Annotated in this window: 23 protein-coding genes and 1 pseudogene; 11 read left to right on the top strand and 13 right to left on the bottom strand. The window is 72.7% G+C overall.

Features of this window, described 5'->3' with window-relative positions:
- Positions 1–94 precede the first annotated feature (94 nt).
- The 3 genes from ABZT17_RS40615 (at position 95) to ABZT17_RS40625 (ending at position 3,905) form a co-directional block, all read left to right on the top strand.
- Positions 95–1,024: a glutaminase gene (locus ABZT17_RS40615; protein ID WP_356357033.1), complete on the top strand. Its 930-nt coding sequence runs from the start codon at positions 95–97 to the stop codon at positions 1,022–1,024.
- A gap of 128 nt (positions 1,025–1,152) precedes the next feature.
- A complete protein-coding gene (gene mptB, locus ABZT17_RS40620) occupies positions 1,153–2,547 on the top strand; it encodes a polyprenol phosphomannose-dependent alpha 1,6 mannosyltransferase MptB (RefSeq protein ID WP_356357035.1) in 1,395 nt (464 codons plus the stop codon).
- The gene (locus ABZT17_RS40625) at positions 2,544–3,905 is read left to right on the top strand and encodes a glycosyltransferase 87 family protein (RefSeq protein WP_356357037.1); all 1,362 of its coding nucleotides are present in this window, start codon (positions 2,544–2,546) and stop codon (positions 3,903–3,905) included. The genes mptB and ABZT17_RS40625 overlap by 4 nt, the downstream gene beginning before the upstream one ends.
- Before the next feature lie 35 nt (positions 3,906–3,940).
- Here the strand turns inward: ABZT17_RS40625 and ABZT17_RS40630 are convergent.
- The 4 genes and pseudogenes from ABZT17_RS40630 to ABZT17_RS40645 all read right to left on the bottom strand — a co-directional run.
- Positions 3,941–4,828 (bottom strand): annotated as a pseudogene (locus ABZT17_RS40630) (serine hydrolase); the annotation flags it as partial.
- A gap of 96 nt (positions 4,829–4,924) precedes the next feature.
- A complete protein-coding gene (rho, locus tag ABZT17_RS40635) occupies positions 4,925–6,070 on the bottom strand; it encodes a transcription termination factor Rho (RefSeq protein ID WP_356357039.1) in 1,146 nt (381 codons plus the stop codon).
- Positions 6,071–6,345: 275 nt separating this feature from the next.
- Positions 6,346–7,173 (bottom strand): class I SAM-dependent methyltransferase, encoded by an 828-nt coding sequence (locus tag ABZT17_RS40640; protein WP_356357041.1) that lies wholly within the window; start codon positions 7,171–7,173, stop codon positions 6,346–6,348.
- A gap of 104 nt (positions 7,174–7,277) precedes the next feature.
- Positions 7,278–7,685, bottom strand: a complete 408-nt coding sequence (locus ABZT17_RS40645; RefSeq protein ID WP_356357043.1) for a nuclear transport factor 2 family protein — start codon at positions 7,683–7,685, stop codon at positions 7,278–7,280.
- Between the two features lie 89 nt (positions 7,686–7,774).
- On the opposite strand from ABZT17_RS40645, the gene ABZT17_RS40650 reads away from it, so the two are divergent.
- Positions 7,775–8,524, top strand: coding sequence for a class I SAM-dependent methyltransferase (locus tag ABZT17_RS40650; protein WP_356357045.1), 750 nt, complete (start codon positions 7,775–7,777; stop codon positions 8,522–8,524).
- 17 nt (positions 8,525–8,541) lie between these two features.
- Here the strand turns inward: ABZT17_RS40650 and ABZT17_RS40655 are convergent, their stop codons facing one another.
- The 3 genes from ABZT17_RS40655 to ABZT17_RS40665 all read right to left on the bottom strand — a co-directional run bounded on the left by ABZT17_RS40655 (position 8,542) and on the right by ABZT17_RS40665 (position 11,641).
- A complete protein-coding gene (locus tag ABZT17_RS40655) occupies positions 8,542–9,285 on the bottom strand; it encodes a winged helix-turn-helix domain-containing protein (RefSeq protein WP_356357047.1) in 744 nt (247 codons plus the stop codon).
- Positions 9,286–9,416: 131 nt separating this feature from the next.
- Positions 9,417–10,583, bottom strand: a complete 1,167-nt coding sequence (locus ABZT17_RS40660) for a serine hydrolase domain-containing protein (RefSeq protein WP_356357048.1) — start codon at positions 10,581–10,583, stop codon at positions 9,417–9,419.
- 89 nt (positions 10,584–10,672) lie between these two features.
- A complete protein-coding gene (locus ABZT17_RS40665) occupies positions 10,673–11,641 on the bottom strand; it encodes an acetylxylan esterase (protein ID WP_356357049.1) in 969 nt (322 codons plus the stop codon).
- A 113-nt stretch (positions 11,642–11,754) separates the two neighbouring features.
- Here ABZT17_RS40665 and ABZT17_RS40670 point away from each other — a divergent pair, with 113 nt between their 5' ends.
- A complete protein-coding gene (locus ABZT17_RS40670; protein WP_356357051.1) occupies positions 11,755–13,113 on the top strand; it encodes an 8-oxoguanine deaminase in 1,359 nt (452 codons plus the stop codon).
- Between the two features lie 148 nt (positions 13,114–13,261).
- Here the strand turns inward: ABZT17_RS40670 and ABZT17_RS40675 are convergent, their stop codons facing one another.
- The 3 genes from ABZT17_RS40675 to ABZT17_RS40685 form a co-directional block, all read right to left on the bottom strand.
- Positions 13,262–13,855 carry a hypothetical protein gene (locus ABZT17_RS40675; RefSeq protein WP_356357053.1) on the bottom strand — a complete coding sequence of 198 codons (594 nt, stop codon included), beginning with the start codon at positions 13,853–13,855 and terminating at the stop codon, positions 13,262–13,264.
- Between the two features lie 161 nt (positions 13,856–14,016).
- The gene (locus ABZT17_RS40680; protein WP_356357055.1) at positions 14,017–14,772 is read right to left on the bottom strand and encodes a ferredoxin reductase; all 756 of its coding nucleotides are present in this window, start codon (positions 14,770–14,772) and stop codon (positions 14,017–14,019) included.
- Complete coding sequence (locus tag ABZT17_RS40685; RefSeq protein WP_356357057.1) at positions 14,765–15,370, bottom strand: sulfite oxidase-like oxidoreductase; 606 nt, start codon at positions 15,368–15,370, stop codon at positions 14,765–14,767. Before ABZT17_RS40685 ends, ABZT17_RS40680 begins: the two co-directional genes overlap by 8 nt.
- Before the next feature lie 152 nt (positions 15,371–15,522).
- On the opposite strand from ABZT17_RS40685, the gene ABZT17_RS40690 reads away from it, so the two are divergent.
- Together ABZT17_RS40690 and ABZT17_RS40695 are read left to right on the top strand one after the other, a co-directional pair.
- Positions 15,523–16,437, top strand: coding sequence for an NADP-dependent oxidoreductase (locus ABZT17_RS40690; RefSeq protein ID WP_356357059.1), 915 nt, complete (start codon positions 15,523–15,525; stop codon positions 16,435–16,437).
- Entirely contained in the window at positions 16,434–17,144 is a 711-nt protein-coding gene (locus ABZT17_RS40695; RefSeq protein ID WP_356357061.1) for a GNAT family N-acetyltransferase, read from the top strand. Before ABZT17_RS40690 ends, ABZT17_RS40695 begins: the two co-directional genes overlap by 4 nt.
- Here ABZT17_RS40695 and ABZT17_RS40700 read toward each other — a convergent pair.
- Positions 17,141–17,533: a MarR family winged helix-turn-helix transcriptional regulator gene (locus ABZT17_RS40700; RefSeq protein WP_356357072.1), complete on the bottom strand. Its 393-nt coding sequence runs from the start codon at positions 17,531–17,533 to the stop codon at positions 17,141–17,143. The genes ABZT17_RS40695 and ABZT17_RS40700 overlap by 4 nt on opposite strands.
- A 321-nt stretch (positions 17,534–17,854) precedes the next feature.
- Between ABZT17_RS40700 and ABZT17_RS40705 the strand changes: the two genes are divergently transcribed.
- Positions 17,855–18,673 carry a putative protein N(5)-glutamine methyltransferase gene (locus ABZT17_RS40705; RefSeq protein WP_356357062.1) on the top strand — a complete coding sequence of 273 codons (819 nt, stop codon included), beginning with the start codon at positions 17,855–17,857 and terminating at the stop codon, positions 18,671–18,673.
- Positions 18,674–18,700: 27 nt separating this feature from the next.
- On the opposite strand, the gene ABZT17_RS40710 is transcribed toward ABZT17_RS40705, so the two are convergent.
- A complete protein-coding gene (locus ABZT17_RS40710) occupies positions 18,701–19,441 on the bottom strand; it encodes a hypothetical protein (RefSeq protein WP_356357063.1) in 741 nt (246 codons plus the stop codon).
- 135 nt (positions 19,442–19,576) lie between these two features.
- Entirely contained in the window at positions 19,577–21,643 is a 2,067-nt protein-coding gene (locus tag ABZT17_RS40715; protein ID WP_356357065.1) for a SpoIIE family protein phosphatase, read from the bottom strand.
- A 274-nt stretch (positions 21,644–21,917) separates the two neighbouring features.
- Here ABZT17_RS40715 and ABZT17_RS40720 point away from each other — a divergent pair, with 274 nt between their 5' ends.
- The 3 genes from ABZT17_RS40720 to ABZT17_RS40730 all read left to right on the top strand — a co-directional run.
- On the top strand, positions 21,918–22,793 hold the full coding sequence (locus ABZT17_RS40720; protein ID WP_356357067.1) for a hypothetical protein: 876 nt from the start codon (positions 21,918–21,920) through the stop codon (positions 22,791–22,793).
- Positions 22,794–22,896: 103 nt separating this feature from the next.
- Positions 22,897–23,265 carry a hypothetical protein gene (locus tag ABZT17_RS40725; protein WP_356357069.1) on the top strand — a complete coding sequence of 123 codons (369 nt, stop codon included), beginning with the start codon at positions 22,897–22,899 and terminating at the stop codon, positions 23,263–23,265.
- An 82-nt stretch (positions 23,266–23,347) separates the two neighbouring features.
- A partial coding sequence (locus tag ABZT17_RS40730) for a 2,4-dienoyl-CoA reductase FMN-binding domain-containing protein (protein WP_356357070.1) occupies positions 23,348–24,474 on the top strand: 1,127 nt, incomplete at its 3' end.

The following is a 24,474-nucleotide window of genomic DNA, read 5'->3' on the forward strand; positions in this document are numbered from 1 at the left end:
GGAGCTGTGAGCGCCATCGGTGGTGCCGAGCCGGGTCGTCGGGCGGGTCCGGCGTCGTCCGGGCAGGTCGCGCCCCGCGGCGGAGCCGCTGATCATGACAACGACGTCGTCCCACTCCTTCCAGCCGGTCCTGGAGCGCATCGCCGAGGAGATCGAACGCACCCCCGGCCGCGGCCGCCCCGCCGACTACATCCCGGCGCTCGCGGCCTGCGACCCGCGCCGCTTCGGCATGGCGGTCGCGGAGCTGGACGGCACGGTCTACGGCGTGGGGGACTGGCGGCATCCGTTCTCCACCCAGTCCATCACCAAGGTCTTCACCCTCGCCCTCGACCTGGCCCGCGAGGGCGACGCACTCTGGGAGCACGTGGGCCGCGAGCCCTCCGGCAACCCCTTCAACTCCCTGGTCCAGCTGGAGTACGAGAGCGGCATCCCGCGCAACCCGTTCATCAACGCGGGCGCCCTCGTCGTCACCGACCGCCTGCAGAGCCGTACCGGGGACGCGGCCGGGGAACTGCTGGCGTTCCTGCGCACCGAGAGCGGCAACCCCGCCCTGGACTTCGACAAGGAGGTCGCCGCCTCCGAGGCCGGGCACGGCGACCGCAACGCGGCCCTCGCCCACTTCATGAAGTCCTACGGCAACATCGACAGTCCGGTCCCGGTCCTGCTCGACCAGTACTTCCGCCAGTGCTCCCTCACGGCCTCCTGCGCCGATCTCGCCCTGGCGACCGGCTTCCTGGCCCGCCACGGTGTCCGCGCCGACGGCACCCGGCTGCTCACCCGCAGCCAGGCCAAACAGGTCAACGCGGTGATGCTGACGTGCGGCACGTACGACGCGGCCGGCGAGTTCGCCTACCGGGTCGGACTGCCCGGCAAGAGCGGCGTGGGCGGCGGCATCATCGCCGTCGTGCCGGGCCGCTGCACGCTGTGCGTGTGGAGCCCGGGGCTCGACGAACGCGGCAACTCGGTGGCGGGCGTGGCCGCACTCGACCGCTTCACCACACTGACCGGTGTGTCGGTGTTCTGAGCGGTACAGCCCGACGACCCCGGGAAGCGCTCACGGGATCACACACCGGTCACACGCAGGCCGCCGACCCGCAGGCGGCGCGTCAGGTTCCGGCCATCCGGCGTTGACACGCTGAGCGAGTGTTGGCCATGGTTTTCCCCGTCGATCTCCGCCGCTGCCAGGTGCTGGGTCTGGCCGGCACCGCCTTCCTCGCCCTGGGAGGTGAGACGGCCGGTGCCCTGCCCGTCCAGGAGCTCCTGGCCCCCGCCAACGTCCGCGCGGCCCTGGGCCTGGTCGGCGTCTACTTCGGCGTCGTCCTGCTGATAGCCGCCTGGGTGCTGCTGGGCCGGCTGGTCCGTGGCGCCGAGCCGCCCGCCCCGCGCTCCCTGCTGCTGGTCCTCGCGGTCTGGGCGGCCCCGCTGCTGCTCGCCCCGCCGCTGTTCAGCCGCGACGTGTACAGCTACCTCGCCCAGGGCGCCATGGTCGACGCCCATATCGACGTGTACGCGCACGGGCCCGCACAGCTCGGCGGGCCGCTCGCGGACGAGGTCGCGCCGCTGTGGCGGAACACCGGGGCGCCGTACGGCCCGGTGTTCCTCGCCGTCGCGTCCCGTCTCTCGGGGCTGACCCGTGGCGAGCTGCCGGCTGGGCTCGTCGGCATGCGGCTGGTCGCGCTGCTCGGCGTGGCGCTGATGGCCGCCGCGCTGCCCCGCCTCGCCCGGCACAGCGGCGCCGACCCGGCCGCCGCCCTCTGGCTCGGCGCCCTCAACCCGCTGGTCCTGCTCCACCTGGTCGCCGGCGCCCACAACGACGCCATCATGCTCGGCCTGCTCGGCGTCGGCCTGGTCGCCGCGCTGGGCCGGTGGCCGGTCCTCGGCGCCGTACTCGTCACACTCGCCGCGCTGGTCAAGGCGCCCGCCGTGCTCGGGCTCGCCGCGGTCGTCGTCCTGCAGGTGAGAGCCGGGCGGAAGCCCGCGAAGGCCGTTCTGACGACCGTTCTGGCCGCCGCGGCCATCACGGTCGCGGCCACGGCCGTCGCCGGCACCGGATACGGCTGGATAGGAGCCCTCGACACCCCTGTCTCCGCCCACAACTGGGCCCTCACCAGCCTGCTCGGCCGGGCCACCGGAGCCCTTCTCGAACACCTCGGCAGCGACCTCGCCCCGCTGGCCCTGCCGGCCTGGCACCTGTTCGGCATCGCGGTCACCGGGCTCGTGATCGCGGCCATATGGTGGCGGCTGCGCCCCCGCCCGGTGTACGCCCTCGGCCTGAGCCTCGCCACGGTCGCCGCCTTCGGCCCCGCGATCCGCCCCTGGTACGCCCTGTGGGGCCTGTTCCTCATCGCCGCGGCGGCGCCGACCACCTCCGTACGACACCGGGTGGCGGCCGTGACGGGCGTGCTGGCGCTCGCCACCCTGCCGAGCGGCGGACCGGTGGACACCGGCCAGCTCGTCCTGGCGGTCTCCGGCGGCGTGCTGGCCGTCGTGGTCCTGTGGCAGGCCCATCAGGCGGCCCAGGCCCCGGCCCTCGGACACACCGCGTGAACCCGCCCCGCACCGACCGCGGCCGACTGCTGCTGGTCCTCGCCCTGGCCGTCGCCGTCGCCGCCTTCACCGCCACGGTGCCGCTGCTGCGCGACTGGTTCGACCTGCGCGTCTACTACGGCGCCGTCAACACCTGGATCCACCACGGCGGACGTCTCTACGACTACCGGGTCCCGGGGACGACGTACGGCTTCACCTACCCGCCCTTCGCGGCCGTCGCCATGCTGCCCATGGCACTGGTGGGCCTGCGCACCGCGATCGCCCTCTCGCTGCTGCTCAACCTCGCGGCCCTGGGACTGATCGTCCACATCGTGACGGCCGGTGCCTGGCGGCGTCACGGCTGGTACGGCTGTGCGCTGGGCGCCTGTCTGCTCGCCCTCTTCGAACCGCTGCGCGACACCTTCAGCTTCGGCCAGGTCAATCTGCTGCTGCTGGCCCTCGTGCTGGCCGACGGATGGCTGCTCGGCACCGGGCGGGGCCGCTGGGCGGGCGTCGGTATCGGTCTGGCGGCGGCGATCAAGCTCACCCCCGCGCTCTTCATCGGCCTGCTCCTGCTCGCCGGTCGCCGGCGCGCGGCCGCCGTGGCGACGGCCGTCACCATCACGGCGACGGGGCTCGCGGCCCTGGTGGCCCCGGACGCCTCCCGCTTCTACTGGACCCGCGCCCTGTGGGACACGAACCGGGTGGGCCGGCTCGACTACGTCTCCAACCAGTCCCTGCAGGGCATCCTCGCGCGCCTGGGCGAGAGCGACCGCGCGGTCTGGGCGACGGCGGTCCTGCTGGTCCTGGGCGTCTGGGCGTACCGGACCCGCCGGGCACTGGCCAGGAACGACTGGTCCGCCGCGTTCGCGCTGACCGGGCTGACCGCCTGCCTGGTCAGCCCGATCACCTGGGTGCACCACCTGGTGTGGCTGCTGCCGGCCCTCGCCGTGCTGACGCGCGCGGGGCACCCGCGGATCGCGGGCGCCCTGTACGCCGTGCTGTGCACCAGCGTGGTGTGGCTGTGGTTCGACGACGCCTCCGGCATCGACGGCTTCCTCGGCAGCAACACCTACACATGGATCACCCTCGGCCTGCTGCTCCGGCTGCCGGTCGGTCAACTCCCGGCGGAGCGCGCGTTCCTGACCCGCAGCACGCGCAGCACCAGGGCCACCCCGCCCGCGCCGAGCGCGGCGGCACCCGAGACGGCGCCCGCCTCCGGCCACCCCGACCCGCCCTCGGGCGCGACGGCGACGGCCACCGGAGTGGCGGCCGGGCCCGGCCGGGGCCTGACCCGCAGCCCGTCCAACGACCCCACCGGCTCCACCCGCCCCGCGGCCGCGAACCCCCAGTCGAGCAGCTCCCGCGCCTCCTCGTAGACGGTGAGCCCGCCGCCGGCCTGCGGATTCATCACCGTGACGACCAGCGTGCGCCCACCCCGCCGGGCCGCTGCGACGAGCGTGTTGCCCGCGTTGGTGGTGTAGCCGTTCTTGACCCCGATCAGCCCGGGATAGGGCTCGACGCCGTCCGCGCCGGACAGCAGCCGATTGGTGTTGACGATCTCGTACGACCCTCCGGCACCCCCGGGGAACCTCGCCCAGGCCGTCCCGCAGTACCGGGCGAAGTCCGCGTTGCGCAGCCCGGCCCGGCCGAACACCGCGAGGTCGTACGCCGACGACACCTGTCCCGGAGTGTCGTAGCCGTCCGGTGACTTCACCTCGGTGTCCAGTGCTCCGAGGGCCCGCGCCTTGGCCTGCATCCGGGCGGCCGTCGCGCGCCAGCCGCCGTCGAGGGCGGCGAGGACGTGCACCGCGTCGTTCCCGGAGTTGAGGAAGACCCCGCGCCACAGGTCGGCGACCGTGTAGGTCTGTCCCTCGGCGACGCCGACCAGGCTGCTGCCGGGGCCGATGTCCGCCAGTTCCTCCGCCCGGACCGTGTGCCGGACGCCGCCGGGCAGGGCGGGCAGCACGGTGACGGCGAACAGGGTCTTGAGGGTGCTCGCGGGCGGCAGCCTGCGGTGCGCGTCGTGCGCGGCCAGCACCTCGCCGCTGCGGGCGTCGGCCACCAGCCAGGACAGCGCGGAGACGTCCGGAACCACGGGTGCCGTACGGTGCGGTCGCACCTGGGTGCCCGCCCGGTACAGGAACGACGGCTGCGGCACCACCGTCCGCGGCCCGACGGGAGGGGTGGGTTCCGTGCCTACGGCCGCCGCGACGGGCGTCAGCGCCAGGACGCCCGCGACACAGAGGGCGCAGGTCATGACGGCAGTACGAGGCGTCCGGAATGAGAATCCGATGGTCATATTGTCAACGTAGGAAGGGGTCCGGCGTTCGGGGCGATGGCCGGGCCGGGGCGCAGGCGGGAGCACCCGGATGCCGCAGTGGGTCGTGCGGGGGAGTCACCCGGCGGGCAGCGTCGGCTGGATGCGCCGGAGGAACGTCGCGTTGTCGGGTGTGTCCCGCATCCGCTCCAGGAGGGTCTCCAGGCTCGCCTGGCCGTCCCGGGTCTGCAGGGCGCGCCGCAGACCGCGTACGGCGGTCAACTCGGCGGGGGAGAGGAGGAGTTCCTCGCGGCGGGTGCCGGACGGGTTGATGTCGACGGCCGGGAACACCCGGCGCGAGGCGAGTTCACGGCTCAGGCGCAGCTCCATGTTGCCGGTGCTCTTGAGTTCCTCGAAGAAGTAGTCGTCGGCACGGGAGCCGGTCTCCACCAGGGCGGTGGCGAGGATGGTGAGGGAACCGCCCTCCTCGGCGAGCCGGGCGGCGCCGAAGAACCGCTTCGGGCCGAGCAGCGCGGCGGCGTCGACACCGCCGCTGAGCGTGCGGCCACCGGCGGCGGCCGCGTTGTTGTGGGCCCGGCACAGCCGGGTCAGGGAGTCGAGCAGGATCACGACGTCCTCGCCCGCCTCGACGAGCCGCTTGGCCCGCTCGATCACGAGCTCGGCGAGCGCGATGTGCTGCTTGGGCGCCCGGTCGAACGTGGAGGCGTACACCTCGCCGCGCACGGAGCGCCGCATCTCGGTGACCTCCTCGGGCCGCTCGTCGGTGAGCAGCACGATCAGACGGCACTCGGGGTGGTTGCCGGCGACGGCGGCCGCGATCTGCTGCAGCAGCACCGTCTTGCCGGTCTTCGGCGGGGCCACGATCAGCCCGCGCTGCCCCTTGCCGACGGGCGACATCAGATCGGCGACGCGCCCGGTCAGCCCGGCCGCGGGGTGCTCCAGGCGGAGCCGCTCGTTCGGGTGGAGCGGGGTGAGGTCGCGGAAGTGGCGTCGGGCGCGGGCCTGTTCGGGCGTGTGCCCGTTGACGCGTACGACCTCGGTCAGCGCCCGTCGGCCGTCGCGCAGGCCCTCGACGAGGTCACCCCTGCGCAGGCCGTGACGGCGGATCAGCGCGGGGGAGACGGGCAGGTCGGAGGGAGCGGCGAGGAGGCTGTCGGCGGCCCGCAGATGGCCCTTCCCGCCCGCGTCGATGTCGAGGACGCCGAGGGCGACCTGGGTCTGGGGTTCCTGCTGTACAGGGGGGTGTTCGAGAGTGGTGGTCATGGTGGTCGGTCCTTTCGAGGACGAAGAGCATGTGGCATGCGGAAGGAAGGGGTGGGAGCCGCGAGAGGAAGGCGGACACGCGCCTTCAGCGGCGGGAACAGCACCTCGGGTACGGCACGGTCGTGCCGGTCACGAGGTGGTGGGAGAAAGCCGGTGGGCCGGCCGGAAGACGGCGGGCGGTCGGCGAACTGAGGTGGAGACGGCACCGGCGCCCTCAAGGGGGCGAACACGAGTGCTGACAGGACCCTACCACAAGGAGCGCGGTCCCAAACCGCTCAGCGGGTGGCGAGAAGGCCGTAGAGAAGCGGGATGCGCGGCTCGGGCAGCCGCCACCAGCCGGACGGTGTACGGACCATCCGCGGCCAGCGGGGCCAGGGCAGCTCGTCGCTCTCGCGCAGGCTCCGGACGGTCAGTCCCGCCCGGATCAACGCGCCCAGGACCTCCCCTATTCCGTGCGTCCACTCGTAGCTCTCGGTGGCGCCCTCGACGGCCGGACCGTCGGTGTAGGTGTGGGTCGCGTCCCGGTGCACGGGGCCGTCGCCGCCCAGGTAGTCGTGGCGCAGCAGCAGTTCGGGCCCCTCGTCCGGAGCGGGCTTCGGGCCGAGGGAGTTGAGGAGCGGATGGAACTCGACGATGTACAACAGGCCGCCGGGGCGCAGGAGTCGGAACACCACGTCCGCCCAGCGGTCCAGGTCGGGCAGATAGCACAGCGCGCCCTTGCCCGTGTACACGACGTCGAACCGCCGCCCGGCCAGGGCCTGTTCGGCGTCGTACACATTCGCCCGCACGAACGCGACATCGGTGCCCGCCCGCGCCGCGATGTCCCGTGCCGCGGCCACCGACGCCTCGGAGAAGTCGAGTCCGACGGCCCGGGCGCCGCGCCGGGCGAACGCGAGGGTCTCGGTGCCGAGGTGGCACTGGAGATGCAGCACGTCCCGCCCGTCCAGCTCGCCGAGGTCCTCCCACTCGAACGAGGCGAACCAACGGGCCGGATCCAGGTCCTGGTCGAGACCGTAGAACCGGCTGGCCAGGTGGACCGGGGTGCGGGCGTCCCAGTTCGCCTGGTTGGCCCGCATGAGCCGAGCCTGCTCGTCGGTGGTCATGACGACATCCAACCGTGCCCGGGCCGCGGTCAGTGGGAAGAACTCCGGATCGGTCCGGTCGCGCCGGGCGGGGTTTCCCCGGACCGAACCGCTCGGCCGCTTGGTCAGGAGGCGGGGGCCGACCGGGCCTCCGCCTCCTTCGCGATCTCGTCGAACCGCGCGCCCATCGCCGCCGCCAGCGCCTGGGCGCCCGACAAGGGCCGTACCATGACGGTGAGTTCGTCGATCAGGCCGTCCTCGTCGACATGGATGAAGTCACAGCCGGTCAGCTCGCGGTCGCCGACCCGCGCGGTGAACACCAGCGCGTGGTCGCGGCCGTCGGGCCCCGCCAGCTCACGGTCGTAGCGGAAGTCCTCGAAGACCTGCGAGACCGCCCGCAGGATCGCCGCGGTGATCGCCCTGCCCGGGTACGGCTTGAAGACGACCGGGCTGGAGAAGACGACGTCCTCGGCCAGCAGCGCCTCGACGGCGTCGAGGTCGCCCGCCTCCACCGCCTCACGGAACGCACGCATCGAGCCCTCCCTCATTCATAGTCAATTTGTTGATTAGGTGAGGCCGAGAGTAATCAGCGGCCGTGCCGGTGTCCACTACGCTGACGGAGATGTTCAGCCCCGAAGGCCCCAGCCTGCGCGAACTCGCCGTCCAGGCGCTGTCGTCCGTCGAGCACGGCTACGACCTGCTCGCCCCGAAGTTCGACCACACCCCCTTCCGGACGCCCGACACGGTGCTCGACGCCGTCGCCGCGGCCCTGGCGCGCACGGGGCCGTACGCCACGGGACTCGACCTGTGCTGCGGCACCGGCGCGGGCGTCGAGGTGCTCGCGCGGGTGTGCGGGGAGAGTGTGACCGGGGTCGATTTCAGCGCGGGGATGCTCTCCGTGGCCCAGGAGCGGGTGCGGCCGGCGGGGGACCCGGCCCCGGCAGCCGACGGACGGCCGGGTGTCTCCTGGGTGCGTGCGGACGCCCGCGCGCTGCCGTTTCGCCCGGCCTTCGACCTCGTGACCAGCTACGGGGCCTTCGGACACTTCCTGCCCGAGGAGCTGCCCGGTCTGTTCGCGCAGGTGCACTCGGTGCTCCGGCCGGGCGGGTGCTTCGCCTTCCCCGTCCTCGCCCCGCCCCGGCCCTCGTCACCCGCGTTCTGGATGCTGCTCGGCTTCGACGGGGTCATGCGGGTGCGCAACGCCCTGTGGCGGCCCCCGTTCGTCATGTACTACCGCGCCTTCCGACTCGGGGACGTACGGCGGGAGTTGGAAGGCGCGGGGTTCCGTGTGGAGCTCGAACCCCTGCGGGAGTTCGGGCGCCGGGCCGACGGGAGCCCCCGTGTGCGGTTGGTGAGGGCGATCAGGTTCTGACGAGCGCCCGCCGGGCGTCAGCCCGCCGCCGGCACCATGAACTCATAGACCAGGGCGTCCTGTTGGGCGTCCACCACCAGATCCGTGATCTCCAGCGGCCGCGCGTACTGGTCGTGCACGCGCCGTGTCACCCGTACCGAGGGCGCGTCCGCGAGCGGGGTGATGGAGTCCCGGTGGTGCAGGGTCAGCCCCGCCCTGCGCATCCAGTCGTAGGCGCGCCGCAGCTGGGCCGACGCGCTGCCGTCGGCGCGGTCTCGATAGCGGGCGAGTTCCTCCACCTCCGACAGGGCGACGGCCGAGAAGGAGGTGACGGCCGTACGGCGGCCGCGTCCGTCCGCACCCGCGGACTCGTAGCGGTGCATCAACGTCGGCCGGTACGGGGCGAGTCCGAGGGCCTCGGCGTGCTCGGGCGGGGGAGTCTCCCAGGTGACCGTGGCCCGGTCGGCGGCGCACGGATCGACGGTCCGGGCACCCACCGGGAAGGTCAGCGAGGCGGGGGTCTCCACCGGCAGGCCGGGCAGCGTGGCATGGCTGCCCCGCCGGTCGGTGGTCACGAGACCGTCCCTGCGCAGCAGTTCGAGTGCCTGCCGGACGGTCTCCCTGCTGACCCCGAAGCGTCCGGCCAACTGCCGTTCGCCGGGCAGTCGTTCGCCGGGCGGGACGCTTCCGTCGCGCAACTCGTCGAGCAGCCGCTCCGCGACGCCGCGGTACAGCGGGCGGCCGGTGGTGGCGGATCGGTCGTGCGGGGTGGTGCGGGCCATGCCGCGCCTCCTGTGTGGTGACATACGGTAGCCGTGCGGGCTCGGTGCGCCACCAGATCTAGCATTGGTCTAAACCAGCAGGGAAGGGCGGGCGGCCGGTTCGGCCGAAACCGGCCCGCGCCGCGGACCGTTCACAGGGCGCTGTAGAGCGCCTCGATCAAGGCCATCTTCCGGGGATCGTTGGCGATATGAGGCCCCATCCGGTTCATCACATACCCCATCGACACCTCCGCCTCCGGGTCGGCGAGCCCGCACGACCCCCCGAACCCGTCGTGTCCGAAAGCCCGCGGGTTCGGCCCGTACGAGCCGTTGTCCCCGCTCAGCCAGAGCCCGAGCCCGATCTCCGTCTCCCCGTCGAGCCCGGCGCCGAGCACCAGGTCCCGGCAGCTGCCCTGCCCCTCACGCACCCGCTCGGCGGCCTCGGGCGACAGGACGCGTCGGCCGCCGTACGACCCCCGCCCCGCGAAGATCCCGTACAGCTGGGCGACCGCCCGCGCCGTCCCGTGCCCGTTCGCCGCCGGGATCTCCGCGGCCCGCCACTCGGCGGTGTTGGCCTGGGCGGCGCCCACCAGCGGATTGGCCAGCGCGGCCAGGGCGAGAGGCGCCAACTGACTGAAGGCCGCGGCCTGTTCGCTGCTGTCGGCGGCCGGCGGATGCACCAGCTCCGCGGCCCGTCCCGCCTCCTTCTCCGGCAGCCCGATGGTGAAGTCGATCCCGAGCGGCCCGGTCACCTCCCGCTCCAGGAAGGCCCCCGGCAGCAGCCCCGACACCCGCCGTACGACCTCCCCGACGAGGAAGCCGTAGGTGAACGCGTGATACCCGGAGCGCGTCCCCGGCTCCCACCAGGGCTCCGTCGCCGCGAGCCGCCGCGTCGTGAACTCCCAGTCGTAGAGCTGCCCCACCGAGTGCGGCTGGCGCGGCCCCGACAGACCGGCCCGGTGCGACAGCAGATGCCGTACGAGCACCTTCTCCTTGCCGGCCGCGGCGAACTCGGGCCAGTAGGCGGCCACCGGGGCGTCGAAGTCGAGCAGTCCCCGGTCGGCGAGGATGTGCGCGCACAGCGCGGTCGGACCCTTCGAGGTGGACCACACATTGACGAGGGTGTCGCGCTCCCAGGCCCGGCCGCGCCCCGCGTCGGCCCACCCGCCCCACAGGTCCACCACGACCTCGCCGCCGACGCTCACGGCGACGGCGGCCCCCAGCTCCCCACGCTCCCGAAAGTTCTCCTCGAACGCCTCCCGCACCGCCAGGAACCGCTCGTCGCAGTGCCCTTGCACGCTCGGCCCACGCTCCGCCATGAGGTCCTCCGCCTTCCGCCGAGAGCCCGGGCCGCGACGCTGCGACCCGGACCCCCTGAACATACCGACTGGTCGGACTGGCGGGAAGGTCAGAGACGCGACCGCAGCCACTTCATCTTGGCCGCCTCCTGGTACGGTCCGCCGCCCTCATGATCGTTGAAGTCGTACACCTCGATCGTCTTGTCCTCGTGGGCCCAGTTGTTGAAGGCCGCGAAGACGGTCGACGGCGGGCAGGTCTGGTCCTCCAGGGCAGCCGAGAAGAGGGCGGGGGACCGGCCGCGGGCGGCGAAGTGCACGCCGTCGAAGTAGGAGAGGGTGCGCAGCGCGTCCCCGGTGCGGCCGCGGTGGGTCTTCAGGAACAGGCCTATCTCACGGTACGGGTGACGGTCCGTCATCGTGGTCGCGCGGGGAAAGTCGCAGAGGAAGGGGACGTCCGGGGCGATCGCCGCCAGGTCCGGGACCAGAGCGCCCACGGCGATCGTGATGCCGCCGCCCTGGCTCCCGCCGAGCGCGATCGTGCGGGAGGCGTCCGTGAGCGGGTGGGAGCGGGCCGCCTCGATAGCGCGGACCGCGTCGGTGAACACCCGCCGGTAGTAGTAGTTCTCGGGCGCGTCGATACCGCGCGTCATGAAACCGGGGAAGGCGGGAGCCCCGGCCACCGGGTCGGCGGTACCGCCCCCGCCGCCCCAGGCACTGCCCTGGCCGCGCGTGTCCATCACGAAGTGCGCCCGGCCGGTGGAGGCCCACAGCAGATGCTCGTGGGCCAGGCCCCGGCCGCCGCCGTAGCCGATGAACTCCATGACCAGCGGGACCGGTTCCTCGATCCCGGCCGGCAGGGTCAGCCAGCCCTTCACCGGGTGCCCGCCGAACCCGGCGAACGTCACGTCGTACACCCGCACCGTCGTCAGGCCGGTGTCGACGGGTTCGAAGCGGGCGTCCAGGTCGTGCTCGCGTGCTTCCTGGAGGGTCTTGGACCAGAACGCGTCGAAGTCCTCGGGCTCCGTGGACTCGCTGCGGTACTCGCGGAGCTCGTCGAGCGGAAGGTCGAACAGGGCCATGCAGGACCGCCTTCGGACAGCGATGAGTGGGCAGGGTGAGGGTGATCACACCGTACGTGCGTGATCGGACGACTCGCCAGGTCTTTTCGGCCTGATCCGTCTACGATGCCGCCATGTCGTCAGCCGTGGATCTGCTGGTCAAGGACGCCGGACTGCTGGTGGTCGACGGGGATCGCGAGATTCCCGGCGGCTGGGTGGCGGTGACGAATGGTCGGGTCACCGCCGTGGGCGAGAGCGGGAGCGAACCGGAGGCCCGGAACGTCGTCCCGGCGGCGGGGCGGCTGGTCACCCCCGGGCTCATCAACACGCACCACCACATCTACCAGAACCTCACCCGTTCCTACGCCCCCGCCGTCAACGGCACCCTCTTCGACTGGCTGACCACGCTCTACCCCCTGTGGGCCGCGCTCGACGAGGAGGCCGCCTACGTGTCCGCGTACGTGGGCATGGCGGAACTGCTGATGGGCGGCTGCACCACCTCCTCCGACCACCTCTACGTCCATCCCCGTCCGCACCTGGTCGACGCCGAGATCCGCGCCGCCCGCGACATCGGCTTCCGCTTCCACGCGACCCGCGGTTCGATGACCCGTTCCGTCGAGGACGGGGGACTGCCGCCGCGCGGCGTCACCCAGACCACCGACGAGGTGCTCGCCGACAGCGAGCGGCTGATCCGGGCCCATCACGACCCCGGCCCGGGCGCGCTGATCCGGGTCGCGCTCGCGCCCTGCTCCCCGTTCTCGGTGACCAAGGAGGTGATGACGGCGAGCGCGGAACTCGCCGAGCGCCACGACGTACGACTGCACACGCATCTCGCCGAGGACCGCGACGAGGACACGTACTGCCTGGAGACCTACGGCTGCCGGCCCGTCGAGTACTTCGAGGACTGCGGCTGGATGAGCGACCGCACGTGGGTCGCCCACTGCATCTATCCGAGCGACGACGAGATGCGGCGCCTCGGGGCCGCGGGCGTCGGCGTGGCGCACTGTCCCAGCTCCAACATGCTGATCGGGGGCGGCACCGCGCGCGTGAAGGAGATGCGCGAGCTGGGTCTGCCGGTCGGTATCGGCTGCGACGGTTCCGCCTCCACCGACCACGCCTCGCTCTGGATGGAGACCCGCACCGCCCTGCTCCTCGGCCGCTATCGCGGCGGCCCCGGCGCCATGGCCGCCCGCGACGCCCTCGACATCGCGACCCGCGGCTCGGCCCGCTGCCTCGGCCGCGCCGACGAACTGGGGCATCTGCGCCCGGGCGCCTGCGCCGACCTGGTCGTCTGGGACCTCCACGAGGTAGCCCTCGCCGGCGCGCTGAGCGACCCGGTCGAGTCCTGGCTGCGCTGCGGACCGGCCCGCGCATGGACCACGGTGGTCGGCGGCCGTGTCCTCGTCGACCGCGGCGAACCGCGCCTGCCCGGGCTCTCCGAGGCCCTTCGGGACCACGGACGGATCGCGCGACGGATGCAACGGCTGGGGTAGCACGCGTGTCGCCCGGCCCGCGCGCCGGGTGCCGCGACCTCTCTAGCGGCGGCCGGGCCGGTACGACCGCACGTCTGGTGCCTGACACCTGGGTCGCCTGCCGTCGGCCTCTGCCGGCCAGCGCCCCGCTCGCCTCTCGCCCCAGGCGCTACGTTCCGCCCGCCTGGCGGCGCGTCCACTGCGGCTCCGTGCGGGCCCACTCCCGTTCCCACTCGCCGAGCCGGTGATTCGTGGCCACACGTCGTACGATCGCGTGGCCCAGGAGCACCACGGCCACCGCTCCGCCCGCGGCACAGGTGCCGATGGTGATGGTGTGCTGCCAGATCTGGGTCTCACCCGGGGGCGGGGGAACGCTCCGATCGCGCGCGTCGAACCACACGTCGACCTTGTCGCCGCGCCGGGTGCCCGCCGGGACGCGTGCCTCGGTGGTGTGCGGACCCGTGACCGGATCGCTCCAGCGCACGCTCACGCGGTACGAGTGCTCACGGCTGCCCTGCACCGTCGCCGGGGCCTCGGGTGTCCTGCCGACGACCTCGACCCGTACGCTGTGCCGCTGCGCCCGGGCCGACGCCGCGACCGTCCGCGCCTGCTCGTGCGCCCACCACCCCACGAGCGCCCCCGCCAACGGGGCGCCCACGAACAGCAGCACGGCGACGACGACCGTCGTCCACGCCTCGACCACGTCCGACCGACGCCGCAGCGGATTGCGCCGCCAGCGCCAGCCGCGCACCCGGGTTCGCATCTCGACCTCCTCGCCGTCACCGGAGCCGGAGGGGCCGTTCTGTCCTTGGTCTGTATTGTCCCTCCGCACCGCCCATGTGCGCGAGTGGCGGTGGAAGCCGGGTACCCAGCCGGACGGAGATCGCTCACCGTGCGGCCGTTCGGCCGCGAGGAGTTCGTGCCTCAGCCGAAGCGTTCGATCCGGATCCGCTCCACGGGCTGCCCGGCCGCCACCAGCAGTCGCGAGGCGTGCTCGGCGAAGGCATTGGAGCCGCACACATAGGCCTCCCACCCACCCGGAGGCCGCTCGGCCAGGAGCGGTGCCACATGTGCCGCCGCCATACGTCCCACGGCCACCCCCTCGGGCGCGTTCCGCGTGAACACGGGCGTGGTCTCCGCGCCGAACTCCCGGGCGTAGATCAGGTCCTCCGGACCCCGCGCGGACACCAGCAGCCGCAGCGGCACATCGAGGCCCCGTGCCCGGTGGTGGCGCACCATCGACATCAGCGGTACGACACCGGAGCCGGCGCCGACCAGCAGCGCGGGCCGGTCGCCCGGCCAGGCGAAGAAGCCGCTCAGCGGGCCGCGCACCTCGACCTCGTCACCGGGCTTCGCCACCCTGTGGAACCAGCCCGAGACCTCGCCGCCCTCGACATGGTCCAGGGTCAGCTCGATGTGCCCGGCGTCGTCGGGCGCGGACGCGATGGAGTAGTGGCGCTGGGCCGTGTAGCCGTCCTCGGCGGTGAGCCGCAGCATCAGATGCTGGCCCGGCAGATGCCCCGCCCACGCGGGCACCGCGAACCGGAAGGTCGACGCGCGCGGTGTCTCGCGGCGGACCTCGGTGAGGGTGGCGGTCTGCCACACGGCCGCGGTGCGATTGCTCACCGCGATCCGGCCGGGCACGGCGAACCGCGTCAGGGGGGTGAACGTGTCAGTCACCGGAGTACCGCTGCTCCTCCCAGGGATTGCCCCGCGCGTGGTAGCCGTTCTGCTCCCAGAAGCCCGGCTCGTCGTGGTCGAGGAGCCGGATGCCCGCGATCCACTTGGCGCTCTTCCAGAAGTACAGGTGCGGTACCAGCAGCCGCGCGGGACCGCCGTGCTCGGGAGCGAGCGGCTCGCCCTCGTACGCGAACGCGATCCAGGCCCGCCCGCCGGTCAGATCCGAGAGCGGAAGGTTGGTGGTGTAACCGGTGTGCGAATAGGCGACGGCATGGGTGGCCGACACATGGGGCCGCACCCTATGGAAAAAGGCGTCGAGCGAGACACCCTCGAACCGCACCCCGAACTTCGACCAGCTCGTCACACAGTGGATGTCGCCCTCGTAGGCTGACCTGGGCAGCGCCTGTGCCCCGTCCCAGTCCCAGGTGTGAGGCCGCTCCACCAGCCCGTCGACGCGGAACGTCCAGTCGGCCGGTGCCAGCTCCGGCGTGACCTCCGCGGACAGAACGGGCCAGTCGTCGCCCGCGTCGTACTGGCCGGGCGGGAGGCCGGGATCGGGGACGCGGGTGCGTCCGGTGAAGCCTCGGGTGACGTTCATGGCTCAACCGTACGCTGTCGTCCCCCGTGCTCCGTCCCTGGTCAGCGCGGCGATCATTGCGGCCGTATGAACACTGGGCCGCTCCGGGAATAGGGGTTCGCCGATCTTCCTTGGCGACTGGTGCGAGGCGTGAGTGAAGGAGAGTGGGAGCGATGCCGAAGGCGTATGTCTTCACGCGGTACGGCGGACCGGAGGTCGAGGCCCTGGTCGAGGTGGAGCGGCCGGCACCCGGTGCCGGTCAGGTCCTCATCGCGGTCCGGGCCGCGGGCGTGAACCCCGTCGACTGGAAACTGCGCACCGGCTACCGCCGCCCCGGCGAGAGGGGGGAGCGTGACTTCCCCGCCTACTTCGGCAACGAGGTCGCCGGCGTCGTGGAGGAAGTGGGCGAGGGCGTCGAGGGCTTCGCCGTCGGGGACGAGGTCTTCGGACGGCCCGTGGTCGGCGGGTACTCCGAGTACGCGCTGCTGTCGGTCGACCTGATCGCGCACAAGCCCGCGGGTCTGTCCTTCACCGACGCGGCGACCCTGCCCGTCGCGGCCGTGACGGCGTACGACGGTATCCGCCAGCTGGATCTGCCGGCCGGCGCGACCGTGCTGATCACCGGCGCGGGCGGTGGGGTCGGTGTCGCGGCCGTGCAGATCGCCCGGGCCCGGGGCCTGCGGGTCGTGGGCGTGTCGAGCGAGGCCAAGAAGGCGTTCGTGGAGTCCCTCGGCGCCGAGCACGTCCCGTCCGGGCCGGGCTGGACCGAGCGTGTGCCGGGCAGCGTCGACGGCGTCTACGACCTGGTGGGCGGCGAGGTCCTGGCCGAGGCCGCGACCCTGCTCACCGACCGCACGAAGCTGGTCACGGCCGGGGCGCCGCCCGAGGTCGTCGAGAAGCTCGGCGGCTCACGCGTCGCCCGCGTCCGCACCTCCGAGGGCCTCACCGCGGCGGCCGACCTCGTGGTCGACGGCAGCCTGGACCCGCGGGTGACACGGACCTTCCCGCTGGAACGGGCCGGGGACGCCCTGCGCGCCGTCGAGGACGGCCACGCCCGCGGCAAGATCGTGATCGAGGTCGCCGTATGAGCCATGTCCTGGACAATCCCGCCCTGGCCTCGCTGACGGGCCCGCACGCCCACTTCGCCGAGCGGCGCGGCCGGCTGCTGCGCTACCCCGTCGACGTCTCGCCGTGGCTCGCCCTGCCCGACGAACTGGACGCCGCGGACTGGGCCGACCTGGCCGCCTTCGCGGGTCCCGAGGGCGAGGTCCCGCTGCTCGGCTTCCGCGGTGAGCTCCCCGCCGGCTGGGAGGTCACCTTCCAGGTGGAGGGCGTGCAGCTCGTCGACGACGGCGTCCCCGCCGCGCCGGAGCCGGACGCGGTGCGCCTCGGCCCCGCCGACGTGCCGGAGATGCTCGACCTGGTGGGCCGTACCCAGCCGGGCCCGTTCCTGCCCCGCACCATCGAGATGGGCACCTACCTGGGCATACGCCGCGACGGCGCCCTGATAGCCATGGCGGGGGAGCGGTTGCGTCCGCCGGGCTGGACCGAGATCAGCGCCGTCTGCACCGACCCCGCCTTCCGCGGTGAGGGGCTGGCCACCCGTCTGATCCTCGCCGTCGCCCATGGCATCCGGGAGCGCGGCGAGACGCCGTTCCTGCACACCGGCGCCGCCAACACCAACGCCATCCGCCTGTACGAGTCCCTCGGTTTCGCCCTGCGCCGCACCACCGTCTTCGGTGCCGCCCGCGTTCCCGAACGCCTCACGGACGCAAGGGAGTTGGCGGTTCCCTAGGCCTCGGTCCGGGTCCAGGAGTTGTACGTGACGAGATATTCGGCGAACCGCTCCAGATCGTTGCGCGGCCAGTTCGCGAGCCGCTCCCGGAACGCGGCCCGGCGGCGCTCGGTCACCTGCGCGAGGATCCTTCGGCCGGTCTCGGTCAGGTGCAGCACCTGCACCCGGTGGTCGTCCGCGTCCACACGCCGTTCGATGAGCCGCGCCCGCTCCAGCGCGGCCACCTGACGGCTCACCGTCGACTTGTCCAGGGCGTAGTGGGTCGCCAGGTCGGTCGCCCGGCAGCCCCCGCTCTCCTCCAGATGCCCGAGCAGCGTGTACGACACCAGGGACAGCTCGGGGTGCATCCGCCCCGCCGAGGCCCGGGCGCGACGGGCGAAGACCGTCATCTCGCGCTGGATCGCCTCCACGGCCTCGTCCGCGTCCACCGGTCCTCCCTCGTCCACCTGGTTGCAGAATACAACTGGATGGGGGAGCCTGCCGCCGGAGCGGGCCGGGCGAGGGGCCGGAGGCCGAGGGGGCCGTCGACGTCCGAGCGCTGGTGTAATGTGACCGTCCGGCCGCGGGTCGTCCCGGCCGCCGATGACCGAGGAGGTGAGTCCCATTACCGCTGTGTCAGGTCGGGTGCTCTCTCCTCGCGTCGACATGGGTCGTCGGCCGTAGTCGATCGCGAGAGCACCCTTCGGCTCACCGAAAGGCTCTCGGCTTCCATGTCTTCACCCTCCTTCTCCGCCCACCCCGTTGATCCCGCCGGGCTCGGCGATCTCAGCGATTCCGTCGTGGCCGCCCTGCGTGCCGCGGGCTGTGTCTTCGCCGAGGACGAGGCCCGGTTGATCCTGGCCGCCGCGGCGACCCCGGCCGAGCTGACCCGGCTCGTCGAACGCAGGGCGGGTGGCCTGCCCCTCGAACTCGTCCTCGGCTGGGCCGAGTTCCGCGGTCTGCGGATCGCCGTCGAACCGGGTGTGTTCGTGCCCCGCCGCCGTACCGAGTTCCTCGTCGAGCAGGCTCTCGCCCAGGCTCCGCGGGCCCGTGTCGTGGTGGACCTGTGCTGTGGCTCGGGCGCGGTCGGCACCGCCCTGGCGACCGCGCTCGGCGACGTCGAACTGCACGCCGCGGACATCGACCCGGCCGCGGTGCGCTGCGCCCACCGCAACATCACCGGCGTCGGCGGCCACGCCCACCGGGGCGACCTCTTCGAGGCGCTGCCCGAGGAGTTGCGCGGCCGGATCGACATCCTCGCGGCCAATGTGCCGTACGTCCCGACGGACGAGGTGGGGCTCCTGCCCCCGGAGGCGCGCGACCACGAGCCCCTGGTGGCGCTCGACGGCGGCTTCGACGGCCTCGACGTCCTGCGCAGGGTCGCCGCCGAGGCACCGCGCTGGCTCGCCCCGGACGGCTGCGTGCTGGTGGAGACGAGCGAACGGCAGGCCGGGACGGCCGTGGCGGCCTTCGCCGCTCACGGCCTGACGGTCCGCCTGGCCACGGACGACGACCTCTACGCCAACGTCGTCATCGGCGTCCGGACATAGCGGCGTCGAGCGCCGGCGCGGGCGCCGTCACGTCGTCGCGCCGCTGCCCGACGGGCTCGCCGACGGAGCCGGCATACGCCAGTCCCTGGGGCCGTGGCCGGGGAACCTCCCGTGCCAGTCGCCGCCCGGGCCCCTGCCCGTCAGATCCCCGGCGAGCACGCGGGTCGCGGTCCTGGTCCCGTCGTCCGCGCGGGTGCCCACGAGCAGGGCGGTCTCGCCCTTCTTCAGGTCACCCGTGCCGGAGCCCTTGGTGCCGTCGTGCAGGACCGTGGATTCCGAGCCGACGGTCCATGTCCACTGGGCGCCGTCCTCGCTCTTCACCGTGACGTGGTCACCGTCGATCTTCTCGACGGTGCCGCGCTGCCAGACCCGTACCACCCACTTGCCGGTGTCCTGGTCCTTGACGGTCGCCTCGCCGTGCACGCCCATGCCGCCGAAGTCGAACCAGCGGCCGCCGCCCTGCCGCTGACCCGGCCCGCTCGGTGCGGGGGACACGGGTCCGGAGGCGGAGGGGGTGGCGCCGGTACGGGACGGGCCCGAGGCAGCGGCGTAGGCGACGGTGCCGCCGAGCGCCAGCACGGCGACCGTCGACGCCGCGATCACCGCCCGCGCGCGGCCGGAGCGGCGCCGCCACACGCGGTCCCAGGCCGGGTCTCCCGCGGGTTCCGGCCCGCCCGGGCCGGTCATCACCTCCCAGTCCGGTGTCGTCTCGCCGCGCCGGTCGGGCGGCTCGCCCCCGGCGGCGGGTTCCTGGTGCGGTTCGTGCATCACGGCTCGCTCCCATCGGCCACGGCACACGGCATTCCCCTGCCATGCCTTGCTGTGATTGTGCGAGGAGCGCGATAAGGGCCGGATAATCAGTAGCTGTGAAAGGGGGCGTACGGGGCCGGCCGGCGTCGACGGTCAGTCCGGTTTCTGCACCCGGGCGATGAGAAGTGCCACGTCGTCGGAGTTGTCCGGCTGGTGCAGCGTGCGCAGCAGCATGTCGCAGACCTCCTCCAGCGGGCGGTCGGGGCCCTCCAGCAGCGACAGCAGGGCTTCCAGGCGTTCGTCGAGGGGGTGCTGGCGGGTCTCGACCAGGCCGTCGGTGTAGAACACGAGCCGGTCGCCGGGTTCCAGGTCGACGGTGGTGGTGGAGAAGGCGACCCCGCCCACGCCCAGGGGTGCGCCGGTGGGCAGTTCCAGGAACTCCGGGGGATGCCCCTCACGCAGCCGGGCGGGCGGCAGATGGCCCGCGTTGGCGATCCGGCACCGGCGCAGCTCCGGGTCGTGGACGGCGTAGACGCAGGTCGCGATGGAGTGGTCCAGGCTCTCCGTGATCCGGTCCAGGTGCTCCAGGAGCCGGGCCGGGTCGAGATCGAGCGAGGCGAGGGTGTTCGTGGCGGTGCGCAGCCGGCCCATGGTGGCCGCCGCGGTGATGCCGCTGCCCATCACATCGCCCACCACCAGCGCCGTCTTGCCGCCCTCCAGGGGGATCACGTCGAACCAGTCACCGCCCACCTCGGTGGTGGCGCCCGCCGGCTGGTAGCGGGAGGCCACCTCCAGTCCGCCGGTGACCGGCGGATGGCTGGGCAGCAGGCTGCGCTGCAGGGTGAGGGCGGTGTCCCGGGCGTTCTGGTACCAGCGGGCGTTGTCGATCTGCACGGCCGCGCGGGACGCCAGCTCACGGGCGAGCAGCAGATCGTCCTCGGTGAACGGCAGCGGATTGCGGGTGCGCTTGAGGTCCAGGGCGCCGAGCACCTCGCCGCGCGCGATCAGCGGCACCGCGAGGTACGAGTGGAGACCCGCCCGGGTCAGCAGCTCCGCGGCCTCGTCGGAGTGGGCGATGCGCGGCAGATCGGCCGCCTCGACCTGGGCCACCATGACCGGCCGGCCCGTGCGCACGCACTCCGTGACCAGCCGGTCGGGGCCGTACCGCGCGACCTGGCCGGGCTCGTCGGCCGCCCGCAGCGCCTCCGGAGCGTCATCGGCCCGCACGGCCAGCGCCCTGATCACCGCCGGCTCGGCGGGCCCCAGGCTGCTGCGTCTGCCGTCGACCACCGCCTCCAGCAGGTCGACGGCGGCCACATCGGCGAGCTCCGGCACGGCCACATCGGCCAACTCCCGTGCCGTACGGTCGAGTTCGAGGGTGGTGCCGATACGGGCCGAGGCGTCCGCGATGAGCGCGAGCCGGCGCCGCGCGGTCTCCGCCTCGACGCTCGCCCGGTGCTGCTCGGTGACGTCCACGACCGACCCGGCCACGCCCAGTACGGTGCCCGCGGAGTCCTCGAGGCGGTACAGCGAGATCACCCAGGCGTGCTCCTCGACCGGGTCGGCGGGCGTCCGGCCGATGGTGAGCTGGTCGACGAGCGGCCGGCCGGTCTCCAGCACGTCCTGCGCCGCCGCCTCTATGGCGTCGACGTCCAGGTGGGGCAGGACATCGCTGATACGGCGGCCGATGTGCTCCTCGGCCGACATGCCGTTGAGCCGCTCCAGCGCCGGATTGACCGTCACGTACCGCAGATCCGTGTCCAGGACGGCCAGCCCGATGGGGGACTGCGCGATCGCACTCGCGGACAGCGCCACGTCCCGCTCCACGCGCCGCACCGTCGACCGGTCGGCGCACAGGCCCAGCGCGTAGACCTCGCCGTGGTCGTCCAGCAGACGCATGTTGCGGAACTCCACCAGGCGGGTGGAGCCGTCCTTGCGGCGGATGGGGAACGCGCCGGCCCAGCTCTGGCCGGTCACCATCACGTCGGCGAAGAGCTTCACGACCAGGTCCAGATGCTGCTCGTGCACCATGATGCGGGCCGCGTACTGGCCGAGCGCCTCCTGCGCCGGGTAGCCGAACAGCTCCTCGGCCTGCGGGCTCCACAGCGCGATGCGCCCCTCGGCGTCCAGCACGACCGAGGCCACACCCAGGACGTCGAGCAGGCCGCTCGGCCGCACCGACTCCCGGCCCTCGGTCACCGGAAACCCAGGTGCACTCATTCCCCGCACCGCCTTCACCCGTTCGCGCGGCACCCGGTCCCCCGTGCCGACTCCCCAAGTTCTACCGCGCTCAACCGTCCCTGTGGCGCCTCGGTCGCCCACCTCCACCATCCCTCAACAAGGCGCGGCCGTCTCCACGGCGGTGCCGACATTACCCGGGGACGAGGCGTCGCCGAGCCGAAAGCCCCCGTTATCGAATTGGTCTGTACATGACCATCTCGACGGGCCAGACTGTCCGCCGGACACACCCCCGGTCTCTTAGAGGAGTCCTCCCATGCCCCTGCGTGCCCGGCAACGTTGTCATGCGGCCCTGACCGCCGCGCTCGCCCTCGCCACCGCGGCCGTCCTGGCGGCCGCCCCGCCCGCGTCGGCCGCCGGCACCTGGACCGAGCTGGGTTCCGACCGCGCCGACCCGCTGACCGAGAGCCAGGGCCTCACCTCCGTGGAGGTCCCGGCCGGCAGCCCCAACCACTACACCGGCATCGGCACCATCCCGCTCTCCGTCTCCAGCCGTGGCTGGAACCACGTCGGCGACCCCGACGCCTCCGCCACCGGATACGTCGTCGAGCCGTACCAGGCCGACTCCGGCACCGCGAAGATGTACCGGGTCGAGGCACCGGACGGCACCTGGTCCGAATACACTCACCAACTCGGCTCCGGCGAGGCGCTGAACAACTCCTGGGTCGCGATCTCGCCCGACGGGCAGTGGATGCTGTCGGGCGAGTACGGCACCATGAGCCGCTTCCTGGTCTTCCCGACCCCCCGCGTCAACGCCGCCACCTCCCCCTCGTCGAACCTCCCGCAGGTCGCCACCGTCGACCTGGACCACGCCGTGCGTGACGTACAGGGCTGCGACTTCGTGACCGCCACGCAGTTGCTGTGCTCCTCGGACGACCCGGCGGGCACGCTCTTCGGCGTCACCAAGCCGCTGCTGCAGGTCGACCTGTCCGCCGCGGTGAACGGCACGTCGGACGTGACCGGTCATGTCACCGCGCTCCAGCAGCTGCCGCTGCGGAGCTCCTGCTCGGGCACCTTCGAGGTCGAGGGCATCGACTACGACCGGCGAGACGGCACCCTGCGCGTGATCGTCGTCTCGCCCGGGTTCTGTGTGCTCACGGACAGCAAGACGTACCGCTTCAGGAAGAGCTGACCCTCTCGCTGGTCCGAGTCCGGCAGTGGTGCTTTTCTGGGGATGTGGCGCGGTTCGCGGGGGACCCGTGGAGCCGCGCCACCGTCATGAGAGGAGCGTCACGATGGATCGTCAGCGCTCGCACGAGGAGCCCGTCTCCCTGGAGATCAGCGGCTGCAGCAAGGAGGACGCACGGGTCGTCTTCGACACGCTGTGCGCCTGCTTCGAGTCGGACCGGGGTGCGGAGGAGGTGCCGCAGCAGCTGCATGAGACACGGCCCATGGTGTGGCTCGGGACGTTCGAGGTCACCGACGCGCACGAGTGTCCGGCGCCGGGGCGGCTGTCGTCCTCGGTCGAGCTGGACGCGCAGGGCGGGTACTGGGCGATCGAACGGCTGCGGGCCACGCTGGACCCGCTGTTCACGGTGCGGGATCTGTCCTCGGCGTCGGGAGACCAGGAACGGGAGCTGCATGTGATTCTCGAGAGCCGCTGAGGTCCAGCGATTCTGCAACTAGTTGCACAATGGCTCCGGGGTCGTCTACAACTGATGCACCACACCGTGCACGGAGGACCCCATGAGCCGTTACCCGCATCTGCTCAGCCCGCTCGACCTGGGCTTCACCACCCTGCCCAACCGCGTGCTCATGGGCTCCATGCACGTCGGCCTGGAGGAGGCCGAGCGCGGCTTCGAGCGGATGGCGGAGTTCTACGCCGCCCGGGCGCGCGGGGGAGTGGGCCTGATCGTCACCGGTGGGATCGCGCCCAACGAGGCGGGGCGGCCCTACGAGGGCGGGGCCAAGCTCACCACCGACGCCGAGGCCGAGCAGCACACGGCGATCACCTCCGCGGTCCACGAGGCGGGCGGCCGGATCGCCCTGCAGATCCTGCACTTCGGCCGGTACGCCTACCACCAGGACCTCGTCGCGCCCAGCCCCCTCCAGGCGCCGATCAGCCCCTTCGTGCCCCACGAGCTGACCGACGACCAGGTCGAGCAGACCATCGACGACTACGCGCGCGCCGCCCGCCTCGCCCGGAAGGCCGGCTACGACGGCGTGGAGATCATGGGCTCCGAGGGCTACCTCATCAACGAGTTCATCGCCGCGCAGACCAACCGGCGCACCGACCGCTGGGGCGGTTCGTACGAGAACCGGATGCGCTTCCCCGTCGAGATCGTGCGGCGGGTGCGCGAGGCGGTCGGCGAGGACTTCGTCATCATCTACCGCCTCTCCATGCTGGACCTGGTCCCCGGCGGTTCCACCCTCGACGAGGTGATCACGCTCGCCAAGGCCGTCGAGGCGGCCGGCGCGACCATCATCAACACCGGTATCGGCTGGCACGAGGCCCGCATCCCCACCATCGCCACCTCGGTGCCGCGCGGCGCCTACACCTGGGTCACCAAGCGGCTCATGGGCGAGGTGGCGGTCCCGCTCGTCACCACCAACCGCATCAACACCCCCGAACTGGCCGAGGAACTGCTCGCCGAGGGCTACGCGGACATGGTGTCGATGGCCCGCCCGATGCTCGCCGACCCGGACTTCGTCAACAAGGCCGCCGCCGGTACCCCGGACGCCATCAACACCTGCATCGGCTGCAACCAGGCCTGCCTCGACCACACCTTCAGCCTCAAGATCACCTCCTGCCTCATGCCGAGCGATGTGACGGGCTCCCTCGTCTACGACACCCGCACCGCCGAGTTCCGCTT

The sequence above is a fragment of the Streptomyces sp. NPDC005648 genome, from assembly GCF_040605395.1.
Classification (GTDB): Bacteria; Actinomycetota; Actinomycetes; order Streptomycetales; family Streptomycetaceae; genus Streptomyces.

Bases quoted from the DNA above. Each gene is read 5' to 3' on its own strand.
- ABZT17_RS40645 (WP_356357043.1), bottom strand. From the start codon at position 7,685: ATGCGTGCGTTCCGTGAGGCGGTGGAGGCGGGCGACCTCGACGCCGTC.
- mptB (WP_356357035.1), top strand. From the start codon at position 1,153: ATGGTTTTCCCCGTCGATCTCCGCCGCTGCCAGGTGCTGGGTCTGGCC.
- ABZT17_RS40695 (WP_356357061.1), top strand. From the start codon at position 16,434: ATGAGCCATGTCCTGGACAATCCCGCCCTGGCCTCGCTGACGGGCCCG.
- ABZT17_RS40700 (WP_356357072.1), bottom strand. From the start codon at position 17,533: ATGACGGTCTTCGCCCGTCGCGCCCGGGCCTCGGCGGGGCGGATGCAC.
- ABZT17_RS40715 (WP_356357065.1), bottom strand. From the start codon at position 21,643: ATGAGTGCACCTGGGTTTCCGGTGACCGAGGGCCGGGAGTCGGTGCGG.
- ABZT17_RS40685 (WP_356357057.1), bottom strand. From the start codon at position 15,370: ATGAACGTCACCCGAGGCTTCACCGGACGCACCCGCGTCCCCGATCCC.
- ABZT17_RS40640 (WP_356357041.1), bottom strand. From the start codon at position 7,173: ATGACCACCGACGAGCAGGCTCGGCTCATGCGGGCCAACCAGGCGAAC.
- ABZT17_RS40615 (WP_356357033.1), top strand. From the start codon at position 95: ATGACAACGACGTCGTCCCACTCCTTCCAGCCGGTCCTGGAGCGCATC.
- ABZT17_RS40660 (WP_356357048.1), bottom strand. From the start codon at position 10,583: ATGGCGGAGCGTGGGCCGAGCGTGCAAGGGCACTGCGACGAGCGGTTC.
- ABZT17_RS40710 (WP_356357063.1), bottom strand. From the start codon at position 19,441: ATGCACGAACCGCACCAGGAACCCGCCGCCGGGGGCGAGCCGCCCGAC.
- ABZT17_RS40665 (WP_356357049.1), bottom strand. From the start codon at position 11,641: ATGGCCCTGTTCGACCTTCCGCTCGACGAGCTCCGCGAGTACCGCAGC.
- ABZT17_RS40650 (WP_356357045.1), top strand. From the start codon at position 7,775: ATGTTCAGCCCCGAAGGCCCCAGCCTGCGCGAACTCGCCGTCCAGGCG.
- ABZT17_RS40655 (WP_356357047.1), bottom strand. From the start codon at position 9,285: ATGGCCCGCACCACCCCGCACGACCGATCCGCCACCACCGGCCGCCCG.
- ABZT17_RS40725 (WP_356357069.1), top strand. From the start codon at position 22,897: ATGGATCGTCAGCGCTCGCACGAGGAGCCCGTCTCCCTGGAGATCAGC.
- ABZT17_RS40670 (WP_356357051.1), top strand. From the start codon at position 11,755: ATGTCGTCAGCCGTGGATCTGCTGGTCAAGGACGCCGGACTGCTGGTG.
- ABZT17_RS40705 (WP_356357062.1), top strand. From the start codon at position 17,855: ATGTCTTCACCCTCCTTCTCCGCCCACCCCGTTGATCCCGCCGGGCTC.
- ABZT17_RS40690 (WP_356357059.1), top strand. From the start codon at position 15,523: ATGCCGAAGGCGTATGTCTTCACGCGGTACGGCGGACCGGAGGTCGAG.
- ABZT17_RS40675 (WP_356357053.1), bottom strand. From the start codon at position 13,855: ATGCGAACCCGGGTGCGCGGCTGGCGCTGGCGGCGCAATCCGCTGCGG.
- rho (WP_356357039.1), bottom strand. From the start codon at position 6,070: ATGACCACCACTCTCGAACACCCCCCTGTACAGCAGGAACCCCAGACC.
- ABZT17_RS40720 (WP_356357067.1), top strand. From the start codon at position 21,918: ATGCCCCTGCGTGCCCGGCAACGTTGTCATGCGGCCCTGACCGCCGCG.